The organism is Bacteroides sp. MSK.18.37 (assembly GCF_019129155.2).
Taxonomy (GTDB): domain Bacteria; phylum Bacteroidota; class Bacteroidia; order Bacteroidales; family Bacteroidaceae; genus Bacteroides; species Bacteroides ovatus.
Window position 1 is genome coordinate 957,486 of record NZ_JAHOIB020000001.1, and the last position, 15,563, is coordinate 973,048.

A 15,563-nucleotide genomic window follows, 5' to 3' on the forward strand; every position below is an offset into this window, starting at 1 on the left:
AACACGATGGCACATCCGATACAATAGCTTTCAATTTAATAAGAAAATCAAGACCGATGCAACGCCTCAATCAATAACGTTATATTGGCTGTAAACAACCTCACAGAAATAGCTAATAAGATGATACCAAAGAATTTACGAATAATATAGATGCCTCCTTTTCCCAGGAAACGTTCTACACGACCGGTCATACTCACTACAAAGTAAACCCAGATCATATTCAAGACTAAAGCTATAATGATATTAACACTGGCATATTCTGCCCGAAGAGAAAGCAAAGTGGTGAAAGCTCCGGCACCTGCCAACAGAGGAAAGACAAGCGGCACCAAAGTTGCTTCTTTGATAGGACCCTGGTTCTTGAAAATCTCAATATCCAGAATCATCTCCAAAGACATAAGGAAAATGACAAATGCACCGGCTACTGCAAACGATTCAATATCTACATGAAAGAGTTTCAGCATCATATCTCCCGCATAGAAAAATCCGATCAGCAAAGCAAAAGAGATGACAGTAGCTTTCATTGCATTCACATCTTTCCCTTTTTCTTTCAGGTTAATTATAATAGGTATAGAGCCGATAATATCTATCACGGCAAAAAGTACGATAAACGCACTAATCATCTGCTGCCAATTGAAGCCTGCGAACATAATTCCCTCCTTTTTTTCTGCAAATATACTCTATTTTTATGCATTCAAACAATAAAAAAAACAAAAAGAACGGTCAGATGTTGACAGCAGTATTGTATTATGAGTAAATTTGTACGATTAACAAGAGATTACAACATATGGAAACAATGTTCGACACTTTGCTCCAATTGCCTTTATTTCAAGGTCTTTGTCATGAAGATTTCACAAGTATTCTGGATAAGGTCAAGCTACACTTTATCAAGCATAAAGTGGGAGAAACTATCATAGAGAGTGGTAGTCCGTGTAAACAACTCTGCTTCCTATTAAAAGGAGAGGTTTCTATCGTCACAAGTTCCAAAGAAAATATATACACCGTCATCGAACAGATGGAAGCACCTTATCTGCTGGAACCACAGTCGTTGTTTGGCATGAATACCCATTACACTTCTGCTTATGTGGCACATACGGAAGCGCATACCGTCAGTATCAGCAAAGCATTCGTACTTAGCGACCTGTTCAAATATGAAATATTCCGGCTGAACTATATGAACATCGTAAGTAACCGGGCACAAAATCTTTACTCACGTTTATGGGAAGAGCCGACACAGGATTTAAGAGAGAAAATCATTCGCTTTTTCCTGTTACATTGTGAAAAGGCGCAGGGAGAAAAGATATTCAAAGTAAAAATGGACGACCTTGCCCGCTACTTAGATGATACCCGGTTGAATACATCGAAAGCACTCAACGAGCTACAAGACAAAGGATTATTAGAGTTACGCCGGAAAGAGATTCTTATTCCGGACGCACAAAAGCTGGTAAGCGAGTAGATACGGACTGAGCAATCAAAAAAAAACTATCCATCATAAAAATAGCCTCAACGGAAATTCCTGTTGAGGCTACTTTTATGATGGATAATGTTATTATTCCCATTCAATGGTTGCTGGCGGCTTGGAACTGATATCATAGGTTACACGGTTCACTCCTTTCACCTTATTAATAATATCATTCGATACCTTACCCATAAATTCATAAGGTAAATGTGCCCAGTCGGCTGTCATAGCATCTGTAGATGTCACAGCACGCAAAGCAACCGCTCTTTCATAAGTACGTTCATCTCCCATTACGCCCACAGACTGTACCGGCAACAAGATAACTCCTGCCTGCCATACTTTATCATACAATCCCCAGTCACGCAATCCCTGGATGAAGATATCGTCAGCATCCTGCAGAATACGTACTTTTTCAGGAGTAATATCTCCCAAAATACGCACTGCCAATCCCGGTCCCGGGAACGGATGACGAGTAATCAGATGCTCCGGCATACCCAGCTCACGACCTACCCGGCGCACTTCATCCTTAAATAACAAACGAAGCGGTTCACACAACTTCAGATTCATCTTTTCAGGAAGACCGCCTACATTATGATGGCTCTTTATCACTGTACCCGTAATAGACAATGACTCAATACAATCCGGATAAATGGTACCCTGCGCCAGCCATTTCACGTCTTTTATCTTGTGAGCCTCCACATCAAATACATCGATGAAGCCCTTACCTATAATCTTACGCTTACTTTCCGGTTCAGCCACACCAGCCAGTTCTGCGAAGAACTTTGCGCTGGCATCAACACCAATCACATTCAGACCGAGACACTCGTAATCCTTCATCACATTCTTGAACTCATTCTTACGTAGCATACCGTGATCTACAAAGATACAAGTCAAGTTCTTACCGATAGCCTTGTTTAACAACACTGCTGCAACTGAAGAATCAACTCCGCCACTCAAACCGAGAACGACTTTATCATCCCCCAACTGCGCTTTCAGCTCGGCAACCGTACTTTCAATGAAAGAAGCCGGCGACCAGTCTTGTTTGCAACCGCAAACATCTACCACAAAGTTCTTCAGGATTTGAGTTCCGTCTTCACTATGGAATACTTCCGGATGGAATTGAACACCCCACACTTGCTCACCTTCTACCTGATAAGCAGCAATCTCGACTTTATCTGTTGAAGCTATTTTCTTGAAATTATCAGGAATAGCAGTAATCGTATCTCCATGACTCATCCATACCTGCGATCCATCACGTACACCTTTAAATAGCACATTATCTTTGCAGAAAGAAGTCAAGTGAGCACGTCCATATTCGCGTGTTCCGGCTGGTTCCACTTTTCCGCCATTGGTGTATGACATAAATTGTGCACCATAACAAATACCCAATATCGGATATTTACCACGAATTTCACTCAAATCTACTTTGAAAGCATCTTTATCGTAAACCGAGAAAGGACTTCCGGAGAGAATGACTCCTTTAATAGTAGGGTCTTCTTTAGGAAATTTGTTATAAGGAACAATTTCACAATACGTATCCAATTCACGTACACGACGGCCTATAAGCTGTGTTGTCTGCGAACCGAAATCAAGAATTATTATTTTTTCCTGCATATCAATGGTTGGATTTTGAATAAATTGAGTTGCAAAAGTAGAAAAAAGTACGCAATCTATATTAATAATGAAGAGAAAAATAAAGGAGATTCACAAGTTTATACTTGGAATCTCCTTTATTTTAATTAGAATCAACTATTCTTTTCTTTCAGCAAATCGCGTATCTCCGTCAACAAGACTTCTTCCTTCGTTGGTGCAGGAGGAGCCGGAGGAGTAGCTGGCACTTCTGCCTGTTTTTTAGTTGTCAGTTTCGTAATCAACCGTATAAATAAGAATATAGCAAAAGCAATAATCAGAAAATCAAAGGTGGCTTGCAGAAACTGACCATAATCCAATGTCACAGCCGGAGCTATCTCCTTACCGTCAGCACCGATCTCCGCCGCTTTCATCACCCATTTCAAATCCGTAAAGTTCACACCGCCAACCAGTAAACCAATCGGAGGCATAATAACATTAGCAACCAATGATGATACGATTTTTCCAAACGCACCACCAATAACTACACCGACAGCCATATCTATGACGTTACCTTTCATAGCAAACGCCTTAAAGTCCTGTAAAAATGTGCTCTTTCCCATCTTTTTTCAATATTTAATGTGAATTTAATATGCGAATATAAAAACATTTTTGTAATTTTGCACCGCATTTGAAAATAAAACAAGTGCGCAGGTCGAGAGATATTTGAACAAATATTATAAAACCCTTAAAAGTTTAAACAAAATGATTAAAGTAGGTATTAATGGATTCGGACGTATCGGACGTTTCGTTTTCCGCGCTGCAATGGAGAGAAACGATATTCAAATCGTAGGTATCAATGACCTTTGCCCGGTTGATTACTTGGCTTACATGCTGAAGTATGACACAATGCACGGACAGTTCAACGGTACTATCGAAGCAGATGTTGAAAACAGCAAACTGATCGTTAACGGTCAAGCTATCCGTATCACAGCTGAAAGAAATCCGGCTGATTTGAAATGGAATGAAGTAGGTGCAGAATACGTTGTTGAATCTACAGGTTTGTTCTTGAGCAAAGACAAAGCTCAGGCTCACATCGAAGCTGGTGCAAAATATGTTGTAATGTCAGCTCCTTCTAAAGATGACACTCCGATGTTCGTTTGCGGTGTAAACGAAAAGACATACGTAAAAGGTACTCAATTTGTATCTAACGCTTCTTGTACTACTAACTGTTTGGCTCCTATCGCTAAAGTATTGAACGACAAGTTCGGTATCCTTGACGGTTTGATGACTACAGTTCACTCTACAACTGCTACTCAGAAAACAGTTGACGGTCCTTCTATGAAAGACTGGAGAGGTGGTCGTGCTGCTTCTGGCAACATCATCCCTTCTTCTACTGGTGCTGCTAAAGCTGTAGGTAAAGTAATCCCTGCATTGAACGGCAAATTGACTGGTATGTCTATGCGTGTTCCGACTTTGGACGTATCTGTAGTTGACTTGACAGTTAACTTGGCTAAACCGGCTACTTACGCTGAAATCTGCGCTGCAATGAAAGAAGCTTCTGAAGGCGAATTGAAAGGTATCCTGGGTTACACTGAAGATGCAGTAGTTTCTTCTGACTTCTTAGGTGACGCTCGTACTTCTATCTTCGACGCTAAAGCAGGTATCGCTTTGACTGATACTTTCGTTAAAGTTGTATCTTGGTATGACAACGAAATCGGTTACTCTAACAAAGTTCTTGACTTGATCGCTCACATGGCATCAGTTAACGCTTAATTAGAAGCTTGAACCATATAGAAAACCGCTGCGGGAAACCGTAGCGGTTTTTTTATACATTTCATTTTATATATTGTTAAAAAGCAACGTGTTATCCGTTGAATAAGCGACAATTTTAGTAGCTTTGTACTTCTATGGAGAGATTATTAATAACATTGATACTAGTTTGCACTATGAGCAATATAACAAACGCCCAGAATCCTTTCTACGGGCAATACCATACGCCGCACGGAACCGTGCCGTTCGACCGGATTGAAACTGAACATTATGAGCCTGCTATCCTCGAAGGAATCAAGCTGCAAAATGCTGAAATAGAGGCTATCATACAGAATCCGGAAAAGGCTGATTTTAGCAATACGATAGAAGCTTTCGAAGAATCAGGGGAATTACTGGATAAAGTAGTTGCCGTCTTCGGCAATATGTTGAGCGCAGAAACGAATGACGATCTGCAAGAACTCGCTCAAAAGATTATGCCGTTGCTTAGTGAACACAGCAATAATATCACACTGAATGAAAAGTTATTCGCACGTGTGAAAGAAGTGTATAACCAAAAAGAGACTTTGCAACTGACACAGGAACAAAAACAGTTACTGGAAAATGCATACAACAGTTTTGTTCGTCATGGTGCCAATTTGGAAGGAGAAGCGCGGGAAGAATACCGTCGTCTGACTACCGAATTGAGTAAATTGACGCTTACCTTCAGTGAAAACAACCTGAAAGAGACGAATGCTTATCAAATGCTGTTAACGAAAAAAGAGAGCCTCGCCGGACTACCTGAAATTATCATAGAAGCAGCTGCAGAAACGGCCAAGAACGAAGAAAAAGAAGGATGGGCATTCACACTTCACGCTCCGAGCTATATTCCTTTCATGACGTATTCTGACAATCGGGATTTACGTCAAAAACTCTATATGGCTTATAATACCAAATGTACACACGATAACGAATTCAATAATATCGACATCGTAAAAAAGATAGCCAATACACGCATGAAAATAGCCCAGTTACTGGGATACAAAGATTATGCGGAATATACGCTAAAGAAAAGAATGGCTGAAAACAGCAAGTCGGTATACAAGCTGCTCAACCAACTGCTGGAAGCATACACTCCTACTGCACAACAAGAATATAAAGAGATACAAGAACTGGCTCGCGAAGAACAGGGAGCTGATTTCGTTGTCATGCCTTGGGACTGGAGTTATTATTCAAATAAACTAAAGGACAAAAAATTCAATATCAACGAAGAAATGCTCCGCCCTTACTTCGAACTGGAACAAGTGAAGAAAGGGGTGTTTGGCTTGGCAGAAAAGTTATATGGAATCACTTTCCGGAAAAATACAGAAATTCCGGTTTACCATAAAGAGGTAGAAGCCTTTGAAGTGTTTGATAAAGACGGTAAATTTTTAGCCGTCTTATACACCGATTTCCATCCGCGTCCGGGAAAGCGGGCCGGAGCCTGGATGACGAGTTATAAGGACCAATGGATAGATAAAAAGACCGGTAAAAACAGCCGCCCTCATGTATCCGTTGTGATGAACTTCACCAAGCCAACCGAGAATAAGCCCGCTTTATTGACTTTCAATGAAGTAGAAACATTCTTGCATGAGTTCGGGCATAGTCTGCACGGTATGTTTGCCAATTCTACTTACAGGAGTTTAAGTGGAACCAATGTATATTGGGATTTCGTGGAGCTTCCCTCGCAAATTATGGAAAATTTCGCCATAGAGAAAGATTTCCTCAATACCTTTGCCCGCCATTATCAGACGGGAGAAGTATTGCCGGATGAATTGATAAAACGCCTTGTAGATGCATCAAACTTCAATGTTGCGTATGCTTGTCTACGACAAATAAGTTTCGGTTTACTTGATATGGCATGGTATACGCACAACACTCCTTTTGAAGGAGATGTGAAAGCTTATGAACAAGAAGCCTGGAAGGATGCGCAAATATTGCCGGTAGTACAAGAAGCTTGTATGAGTACGCAATTCTCCCACATCTTTGCCGGTGGATATGCCGCCGGATACTATAGCTACAAATGGGCGGAAGTATTGGATGCCGACGCATTTTCATTATTCAAGCAAAAAGGGATATTCAATCAGGAAGTGGCAGACTCATTCCGCAATAATATTCTGTCGAAAGGAGGAACGGAACATCCGATGATACTTTATAAACGTTTCCGCGGACAGGAACCGAGCATTGATGCTTTGCTAATCAGAAATGGGATAAAGAAATAAGTATTAAGTTATTAGATATTAAATATGAAGAGAAGTATATTTCAAATAGTAGGATTGCTTTTATTGCTTCCTTTATTTTCAGGATGTAATGATTCGGACGATGTAGCTGCTATCTTTACAGGAAAAACCTGGAAACTAAATTATATCACAGTAGATGGAGGTCATGAGATGTTTGGCTTTTGGGAGAATGAAGAACAAGAGAAAGCAAGTATTAAAGAGCTTAATAAAAACGGTACATATAATATTGTATTTGATGGCACAGTAGATGGAGATGTTATTAACGGAAATATAAAAGGAACTGTAATTGCAACCAGTACTTTTGAAGGAAAATGGAATGCCAACGCCAAAAACAATAGCTTCAAAGCTACAGTTACCACTGCAGGTAGTTATGGCGACGACAAACTCGCCAAAAATTTTATAGAGGGGCTTAATGCAGCTACATCTTACGAAGGAGATAGTAATAACTTATACCTTTTATACAAACCGGCATCCGGTAAACAAACTTTCCGTATGGTTTTCCGGGTAGTAAGCAGTAAATAGTAAACAACATGGACACTGAAAAGAAACAATTAGAACTTGACAAACGTTATATACGTATGGCCAGTATATGGGCTGAAAATTCCTATTGTCAACGCCGTAAAGTAGGAGCTTTAATTGTTAAGGATAAAATGATTATCTCCGACGGATATAATGGAACACCTTCCGGATTCGAGAATGTATGTGAAGATGAAAACAACCTGACAAAACCATACGTTCTGCATGCGGAAGCCAATGCCATTACCAAAATAGCACGTTCAAACAACAGTAGCGACGGTGCTACCATGTACGTCACCGCCTCTCCTTGCATCGAATGTGCAAAGTTAATCATACAGGCAGGAATCAAACGGGTAGTTTATTCCGAACATTACCGCCTGGAAGATGGAATAGAGTTATTAAAACGGGCGGGAATCGAAGTTATCTACACTGAGTTGGATAACAATTCCTCTCCAAATAAATAAGAAGACGAACGTTTTAAAAAGGAATAGACATGAGTACAAAAAACTCTTCACGTTTTACACCTGTCATCATAGCAATCAGTGTGGTAGTCGGGATTCTTATCGGAACATTTTATGCCAAGCATTTTGCCGGCAACCGTTTGGGTATCATCAACGGTTCCTCCAATAAGCTAAACGCCTTGTTACGCATTGTAGACGATCAATATGTCGACACCGTAAACATGACGGATTTGGTGGAAAAAGCCATGCCGCAAATTCTGGCCGAACTGGATCCGCATTCTACTTATATCCCAGCCCAAAATCTCGAAGAGGTCAACTCTGAACTGGAAGGTAGCTTTAGCGGAATTGGTATCCAGTTTACCATACAGAATGACACCATTCATGTAAATGCAGTTGTTCAGGGGGGGCCTTCTGAAAAAATAGGATTAATGGCGGGCGACCGTATTGTTACTGTAGACGACAGCTTGTTTGTGGGCAAGAAAGTAACGAACGAACGGGCTATGCGCACCTTGAAAGGTCCGAAAGGCTCACAGGTAAAATTGGGAATCAAACGAACAGGAGAAAAGGACTTATTACACTTCAACATCACACGTGGAGATATTCCTCAAAATACCGTAGATGCTGCGTATATGTTGAATGACGACATCGGTTACGTAAAAGTCAGCAAATTCGGACGTACCAGCCATGTAGAATTGCTCAATGCACTGGCACAACTCAACCATAAGAAATGTAAAGGCCTGATCATTGACCTACGCGATAATACCGGAGGATATATGGAAGCTGCCATCCGCATGGTAAATGAATTCCTACCTGAAGGCAAGCTGATTGTATATACTCAAGGCCGTAAATATCCACGTGCTGAAGAATTTGCTAACGGTACAGGTAGTTGTCAGAAAATGCCACTTGTCGTATTGATAAACGAAAGTTCTGCTTCTGCCAGTGAAATCTTCACCGGAGCTATCCAGGACAATGACCGGGGAACAGTTGTAGGACGCCGTTCTTTCGGTAAGGGACTTGTGCAACAGCCTATCGATTTCAGTGATGGTTCGGCTATCCGTCTGACAATCGCCCGCTACTACACTCCCTCCGGACGTTGTATCCAACGCCCATACGAAAGTGGTAAAGACCGCAACTACGAGTTAGATATATATAACCGTTACGAACATGGAGAATTCTTCTCCCGTGACAGCATCAAACTAAATGAAAGCGAACGATATAATACAAGTTTGGGACGTACCGTATATGGTGGTGGTGGCATTATGCCGGATATATTCGTACCACAAGACACAACGGGAGTCACTTCCTACCTTTCAACAGTTATTAGCCGGGGAGTAAATGCCCAGTTCGCATTCCAGTACACCGACAACAATCGGAAGAAGTTAAGCCAATACGAAACAGAGGAAGAACTACTGAATTATCTCCGCCATCAGGGTTTGGTGGAACAGTTTGTCCGTTTTGCCGACAGTAAAGGAGTGAAAAGAAGAAATATCCTCATTCAGAAATCATATAAACTATTGGAAAAGAACCTCTTCGGCAATATCATCTACAACATGCTTGGACTGGAAGCTTATCTCCAATACTTCAACAAGACAGATGCCACTGTCCTTAAAGGTATTGAGATACTTGAAAAAGGAGAAGCTTTTCCCAAAGCTCCGGTAGCCGTTGAAGAGGAAGAAGTGACGAAGGATAAAAAAGATGGAAAGAAAAAAAGAACTGCGCAAGCATATAGCATTACTGAAGACCCAACACGCGGATTCAACTATGCGAAAGCTGCAATCAGCTAACATACTTGCCGCCCTTGAAGCCCATCCGGCTTTCAGGGCGGCAAATACAGTATTACTATACCATTCGCTGAATGACGAAGTAGATACACATGCCTTTATTCAAAAATGGAGTAGCGAAAAGCGGATTCTACTCCCTGTAGTAGTAGGCGATGATTTAGAACTACGGATGTACACCGGACCGGAAGACATGTCAATCAGCGGTATCTACGGTATAGCAGAACCAACCGGAGAAATATTCACAGACTATGCGGACATAGACTTCATCGTCGTCCCCGGAGTAGCTTTCGATGCTAAAGGTAACCGTTTGGGACGGGGAAAAGGATATTATGACCGTCTCCTGCCACGCATACCATCAGCCTATAAAGCAGGAATCTGTTTCCCGTTTCAATTAGTAAAAGAAGTTCCGGCGGAATCATTCGACATCCGCATGGATATAATCATAACAATCAATGAAGACGAATTATCACACCCACACCACCCGCTGCCATCATGCGACAGGGAGTGACGAAGAATTTGTTTTAAGTGCCATCAAAGGCGGCTATCAAGAATTAGGCTTTTCCGACCACACTCCGTGGAAATATCACACTGATTATATATCCGACATCCGGATGCTTCCTGAAGAATTACCGGGATATGTGGAAAGCATCCGTTCGCTGCAAGAGAAATATAAAAATCAAATCAGCATAAAAATAGGATTGGAATGCGAATACTTTCCTGAATACATACACTGGTTAAAAGGAATCATCAAAGAATATAAACTGGACTATATCATCTTTGGAAATCACCATTTTCACACAGATGAGAAGTTCCCCTACTTCGGCCGGAATACAGATTCGGTAGACATGCTCGAACTCTATGAAGAGAGCGCTATTGAAGGAATGGAAAGCGGACTATTTGCCTACCTTGCCCATCCGGATTTATTTATGCGTTCTTATCCCGAGTTCGATCGTCACTGTAAGCTGGTAAGCAGACATATCTGCCGGACGGCAGTACGGTTAAACTTACCGTTGGAATATAATATCGGATATGAAGAGTACAATGATATTCATGGCATTACTACCATTCCTCATCCGGATTTCTGGAAAATAGCCGCCCATGAAGGTTGCACCGCTATCATCGGCGTAGACGCTCATAACAATCAATATTTGGAAAATTCTTTTTATTACGACCGTGCAACTGAAACACTCCGGAAGCTAGGCATAAAGGTCATAGACAGAATATCTTTCCTCAACGAAAAATAATATTTGTAATTACGGTAGCTCCGACTCTCTGATTCAGCGTGCGTATCAATACCTCACGCCCCATCATCAATTCCTGACGAAGAGCTGCGGAAGTCAGATGCACATATAATGTCTGATTACGAATATAAAGATTGCTGGTATAAGCTGCCGCCGGTCCCAAGATTTGAGGCCAGGCATCCAGCAGTCTTTGTTCGTTCAGCGGAGATTCCAAACTCTCCTGACGAAGAAACTGTTGAATCAGTTTTCCTATTTGTTCGGCATCATTGCGCTTCATTATCAGCCTCCGTTTCTTGAATTGTACCCTCTTCTACACGAAATATTTTATAATCGCTGCCTACCTTATGTAAAATACGATCTAGATGTCCCCGGTTCGTATCCGTTATAAATATCTGCCCGAAATTATCTCCAGCCACCAGCTTCACTATTTGCTCTACACGGGAAGCATCCAACTTATCGAAAATATCATCTAATAATAATAAAGGAACAGTCCGACCGGTACGCTTCAAGAAATCAAACTGCGCCAGTTTCAATGCTACCAGATACGTTTTGTTCTGTCCCTGCGAACCTTCTTTCTTTATCGGGAATTCACCCAACAACATATTCAACTCATCTTTATGAATCCCGCGCAAAGAGAATCCCATTATCTTATCCCTCTCCCTGCTTTGCTTCAACACTTCCAACAAAGATGCATCCCGCGCATGAGACTCATAAGATAATCCCACCACCTCTTTATCCTGCGAGATAAAGGAATAGAAAGATTGGAAAATAGGAATAAACTCCCGGATAAACGCTTCACGTTTCTGGAATACGATTGCACCGGCTTGCGCCATCATCTCCTCCCATACAAGAAACAGCTCCTCCTCCACCGGAAGCTCACTCTTCAACAATGTGTTACGCTGCACCAATGCTTTATTGTACCGTATCAGCGCTTCAAGATATTCCTTATCATACTGCGAAATCACTACATCCATAAACCGACGACGTTCCTCACTTCCCCCGGCTATCAATTCGGAATCGGCAGGCGATACCATCACCAAAGGCAGAAAACCGATGTGGTCCGAAAAACGGCTATATTCTTTCTTGTTCCGTTTAAATTGTTTCTTCGAACGGCGTTTCATCCCACAATAAATCTCTTCAGGAGTTCCGTCCTCCGCTTCATAAAAGCCCTGAATCACGAAAAAATCTTGTTCATGACGAATATTTTGAGAATCAATCGGGTTTCCGGAGCTCTTACAGAAAGACAAAAAATACACCGCATCCAACAAATTCGTCTTTCCCATTCCATTCAGTCCGAAAAAACAATTCAGCTTAGCAGAGAATCCCAGCTCTACCTCTTCCAGATTCTTATAGTTTAATATGGATATTCGTTTCAGTATCATTGTGTACACGTTAATTTGTTCACAAAAGTAGCAAGATTTTCGCGGTTTTCGGGTGTAAAACAAAAAAAGATGCTTCTAAATTTCGTTTGTAGATATAAAAAAACTACTTTTGCGAGTCGAAATATCAAACTGTGAATAATAACAAAAAGAATCATATAAAATGGCAGAACAAAAGAATCAGAACGAACATCTGAACGTAGAAGATGCACTGACACAATCGGAAGCATTTCTTATCAAGTACAAAAACGCAATTATTGGCGGTGTTGTTGCTGTGATTATTATTGTAGCAGGTTTTATCATGTACAAAAACCTCTATGCTGAACCACGTGAAGAAAAAGCACAGGCAGCTCTTTTCAAAGGACAGGAATACTTTGAACAGGATGCTTTTGAACAGGCTTTGAACGGTGACAGCATCGGTTATACAGGTTTCCTGAAAGTTGCTGATGACTACAGCGGAACAAAAGCTGCCAATTTGGCAAAAGCTTATGCTGGTATTTGCTACGCACAACTTGGCAAATATGAAGAAGCAGTGAAGATGCTGGACAGCTTCAATGGAAAAGACCAAATGGTTGCTCCGGCAATTTTGGGTGCTGCAGGTAACTGCTACGCACAACTTGGCCAATTAGACAAAGCGGCTTCTACTTTATTGTCGGCAGCAGACAAAGCTGACAACAACACATTAAGCCCGATCTTCCTGATACAAGCTGGTGAAATCCTGGTAAAACAGGGAAAATATGACGATGCTGTAAACGCTTACACTAAGATCAAGGATAAATATTTCCAATCTTATCAGGCTATGGACATCGACAAATATATCGAGCAAGCTAAATTGATGAAAAAATAATATACCATCTATTATATAAGGAAATCGAGGCACGGATTACACCGGATTAAGCGGACTATCTATTAAAACCGTGGAATCCGTGAAATCCGTGCCTTTCTTCTTAAATCTCTCATACTCTCAAATCTTCATTTTATAATTCTCAACTTTTAATTAACTATGGCAACAGCTTACCATAACTTATCCGAATATGATTTCAATTCCGTTCCGAATGCAGAAGCAATGAAATTTGGTATCGTCGTATCCGAATGGAATTTCAATATTACCGGTGCTTTACTGAAAGGCGCAGTCGATACATTAAAAAAACATGGAGCAAAAGACGAAAATATTCTGGTGAAAACTGTACCGGGAAGTTTCGAACTTACTTTTGGAGCCAACCAAATGATGGAAAATTGCGATCTTGATGCAATTATTGCAATTGGTTGCGTAATTAAAGGAGATACCCCACATTTTGATTATGTTTGCATGGGAGCAACCCAAGGAATTACCGAATTAAACGCAACTGGCGATATACCAGTTATTTACGGATTAATTACCACAAATACAATGGAGCAAGCAGAGGATCGTGCCGGTGGCAAACTGGGTAACAAAGGAGATGAATGTGCAATTACTGCAATAAAAATGATCGATTTTGTTTGGAGTTTAAATAAATAGTTGTATCTTTGCACCGCAATTGAGAAACAAACCTCCTCAAAAGCAAAAAAGGGCAAATACCAGAGTGGCCAAATGGGGCAGACTGTAAATCTGCTGTCTTTCGACTTCGGTGGTTCGAATCCATCTTTGCCCACAAAAATTGCGGAAGTAGCTCAGTTGATAGAGCATTAGCCTTCCAAGCTGAGGGTCGCGGGTTTGAGCCCCGTCTTCCGCTCTCCAAAGAGAATCTGAGAAATTAGATTCTCTTTTTTTTGTTTTATTTTAGACCGCTAAGCTTATGAAAAATTCTCCGGTACAATCGCATGTACTCCGACTAGCACATCCCCCTATCCCCACTGTCCACATCGGGATTATAGGACTGGGCAATCGAGGATTGCTCACCTTACAACGTTATCTGCAAATTGAAGGAGTAGAAATCAAAGCTCTTTGTGAAATAAGAGAAGGAAATCTAAGTAAGGCCCAACAACTATTAAAAGAAGCCGACCGTTCCGAAGCCACCGGATATACCGGAGTGGAGGGATGGAAGAAGATGTGCGAATCGGATGAAGTAGATTTAATATTCATCTGCACCGACTGGTTAATGCATACTCCAATGGCAACTTTCGCAATGGAATGCAATAAACATGTAGCTATTGAAGTTCCGGCTGCTATGAGCGTGGAAGAATGTTGGCAATTGGTAGACACTGCAGAAAAAACCAGGCGACACTGCATCATGCTCGAAAATTGTTGTTATGATCCCTTTGCACTAATGACTCTCAACATGGCCCAACGAGGATTGTTCGGAGAAATCATGCATGTAGAAGGAACCTACATTCACGATCTTCGTTCAATGTACTTTGCCGAAGAGAGCGAAGGCGGCTATCACAACCATTGGGGAAAAAGATACAGCATCGAACATACAGGCAACCCTTATCCCACTCATGGGTTGGGCCCCGCCTGCCAGATACTGGATATTCATCGCAGTGACAGAATGGAATATCTCGTGTCCATGTCTACTCATCAGGCAGGAATGAGCGAGTATGCCCGCAGACTATTCGGCGAATATTCACCGGAAGCCCACCAGAAATATCAATTGGGAGACGTAAACACCACTCTTATCCACACGCTCAAAGGGAAGACAATCATGCTTCAATACGACATATCCACCCCACGTCCTTACAGCCGCCTTCAAACAGTATGCGGCACACTGGGATTCGCCCAAAAATACCCTGTCCCCTGTATCGCCCTAGATCCTAATGGAGACACTCCACTTGAAGGAGAACTGCTAGAAAAAATGATGGCACGCTATAAACATCCTTTTAACGCAACCATTGGCGAAGAAGCACATCGCAGAGGCCTACCCAATGAAATGAATTATGTTATGGATTACCGCCTTATTCATTGTCTGCGCAACGGGCTTCCACTGGATATGGATGTATACGATGCAGCCGAATGGTCGTGTATCACAGAACTAAGTGAAAAATCTGTACTGAATAAGAGCATGGCAGTAGAAATACCGGATTTCACCAGGGGAGCCTGGAAAAAATACAAATACTAGGTTCTATCAGAAGTACAGACGAAGTAGGTAGTTTACCCCAACAGGAGCAGTAAACGTTAAGCAATTCTAAAAAGGTGACTTCTTTTTAGGAAGAGCC

At 41.5% G+C, this 15,563-nt stretch carries 16 protein-coding genes and 2 tRNA genes; 13 read left to right on the forward strand and 5 right to left on the reverse strand.

Annotated features, from left to right (window positions below):
- Positions 1-47 precede the first annotated feature (47 nt).
- Complete coding sequence (locus KSX81_RS04160) at positions 48-647, reverse strand: MarC family protein (RefSeq protein ID WP_004301781.1); 600 nt, start codon at positions 645-647, stop codon at positions 48-50.
- Positions 648-784: 137 nt separating this feature from the next.
- Between KSX81_RS04160 and KSX81_RS04165 the strand changes: the two genes are divergently transcribed.
- Entirely contained in the window at positions 785-1,453 is a 669-nt protein-coding gene (locus tag KSX81_RS04165; RefSeq protein WP_004304586.1) for a Crp/Fnr family transcriptional regulator, read from the forward strand.
- A 93-nt stretch (positions 1,454-1,546) separates the two neighbouring features.
- Here KSX81_RS04165 and guaA read toward each other — a convergent pair whose 3' ends face one another.
- Positions 1,547-3,070: a glutamine-hydrolyzing GMP synthase gene (gene guaA, locus KSX81_RS04170; protein ID WP_004304584.1), complete on the reverse strand. Its 1,524-nt coding sequence runs from the start codon at positions 3,068-3,070 to the stop codon at positions 1,547-1,549.
- Positions 3,071-3,201: 131 nt separating this feature from the next.
- The gene (gene mscL, locus KSX81_RS04175; protein WP_004301777.1) at positions 3,202-3,648 is read right to left on the reverse strand and encodes a large-conductance mechanosensitive channel protein MscL; all 447 of its coding nucleotides are present in this window, start codon (positions 3,646-3,648) and stop codon (positions 3,202-3,204) included.
- A gap of 142 nt (positions 3,649-3,790) precedes the next feature.
- Here mscL and gap point away from each other — a divergent pair, with 142 nt between their 5' ends.
- The 7 genes from gap (at position 3,791) to KSX81_RS04210 (ending at position 11,055) form a co-directional block, all read left to right on the forward strand.
- Positions 3,791-4,801 (forward strand): type I glyceraldehyde-3-phosphate dehydrogenase, encoded by a 1,011-nt coding sequence (gene gap, locus KSX81_RS04180; protein ID WP_004301776.1) that lies wholly within the window; start codon positions 3,791-3,793, stop codon positions 4,799-4,801.
- Positions 4,802-4,974: 173 nt separating this feature from the next.
- Positions 4,975-7,035, forward strand: a complete 2,061-nt coding sequence (locus tag KSX81_RS04185) for a M3 family metallopeptidase (protein WP_004320885.1) — start codon at positions 4,975-4,977, stop codon at positions 7,033-7,035.
- Between the two features lie 24 nt (positions 7,036-7,059).
- A complete protein-coding gene (locus KSX81_RS04190; RefSeq protein ID WP_004301774.1) occupies positions 7,060-7,575 on the forward strand; it encodes a DUF4847 family protein in 516 nt (171 codons plus the stop codon).
- Positions 7,576-7,583: 8 nt separating this feature from the next.
- Positions 7,584-8,033 carry a dCMP deaminase family protein gene (locus KSX81_RS04195; protein ID WP_004320886.1) on the forward strand — a complete coding sequence of 150 codons (450 nt, stop codon included), beginning with the start codon at positions 7,584-7,586 and terminating at the stop codon, positions 8,031-8,033.
- A 29-nt stretch (positions 8,034-8,062) separates the two neighbouring features.
- A complete protein-coding gene (locus tag KSX81_RS04200) occupies positions 8,063-9,814 on the forward strand; it encodes a S41 family peptidase (protein WP_118419005.1) in 1,752 nt (583 codons plus the stop codon).
- Complete coding sequence (locus tag KSX81_RS04205; RefSeq protein WP_229096135.1) at positions 9,792-10,319, forward strand: 5-formyltetrahydrofolate cyclo-ligase; 528 nt, start codon at positions 9,792-9,794, stop codon at positions 10,317-10,319. Before KSX81_RS04200 ends, KSX81_RS04205 begins: the two co-directional genes overlap by 23 nt.
- Positions 10,264-11,055, forward strand: a complete 792-nt coding sequence (locus tag KSX81_RS04210) for a histidinol-phosphatase (RefSeq protein WP_004304580.1) — start codon at positions 10,264-10,266, stop codon at positions 11,053-11,055. Before KSX81_RS04205 ends, KSX81_RS04210 begins: the two co-directional genes overlap by 56 nt.
- Here the strand turns inward: KSX81_RS04210 and KSX81_RS04215 are convergent.
- A complete protein-coding gene (locus KSX81_RS04215) occupies positions 11,042-11,329 on the reverse strand; it encodes a DUF721 domain-containing protein (RefSeq protein ID WP_004304579.1) in 288 nt (95 codons plus the stop codon). The two genes, KSX81_RS04210 and KSX81_RS04215, sit on opposite strands and share 14 nt — an antisense overlap.
- Positions 11,316-12,434, reverse strand: coding sequence for a DNA replication/repair protein RecF (recF, locus tag KSX81_RS04220; RefSeq protein WP_004304578.1), 1,119 nt, complete (start codon positions 12,432-12,434; stop codon positions 11,316-11,318). The genes KSX81_RS04215 and recF overlap by 14 nt, the downstream gene beginning before the upstream one ends.
- Before the next feature lie 160 nt (positions 12,435-12,594).
- Here recF and KSX81_RS04225 point away from each other — a divergent pair, with 160 nt between their 5' ends.
- The 5 genes from KSX81_RS04225 to KSX81_RS04245 all read left to right on the forward strand — a co-directional run bounded on the left by KSX81_RS04225 (position 12,595) and on the right by KSX81_RS04245 (position 15,466).
- Positions 12,595-13,278: a tetratricopeptide repeat protein gene (locus KSX81_RS04225; protein WP_004301767.1), complete on the forward strand. Its 684-nt coding sequence runs from the start codon at positions 12,595-12,597 to the stop codon at positions 13,276-13,278.
- A gap of 156 nt (positions 13,279-13,434) precedes the next feature.
- Positions 13,435-13,929: a 6,7-dimethyl-8-ribityllumazine synthase gene (gene ribH / locus KSX81_RS04230; RefSeq protein ID WP_004301766.1), complete on the forward strand. Its 495-nt coding sequence runs from the start codon at positions 13,435-13,437 to the stop codon at positions 13,927-13,929.
- 50 nt (positions 13,930-13,979) lie between these two features.
- Positions 13,980-14,062: transfer RNA gene (locus tag KSX81_RS04235), tRNA-Tyr, on the forward strand.
- 8 nt (positions 14,063-14,070) lie between these two features.
- Positions 14,071-14,143 (forward strand) — tRNA-Gly (locus KSX81_RS04240).
- Between the two features lie 63 nt (positions 14,144-14,206).
- The gene (locus KSX81_RS04245; protein WP_149938963.1) at positions 14,207-15,466 is read left to right on the forward strand and encodes a Gfo/Idh/MocA family protein; all 1,260 of its coding nucleotides are present in this window, start codon (positions 14,207-14,209) and stop codon (positions 15,464-15,466) included.
- Positions 15,467-15,563 lie beyond the last annotated feature (97 nt).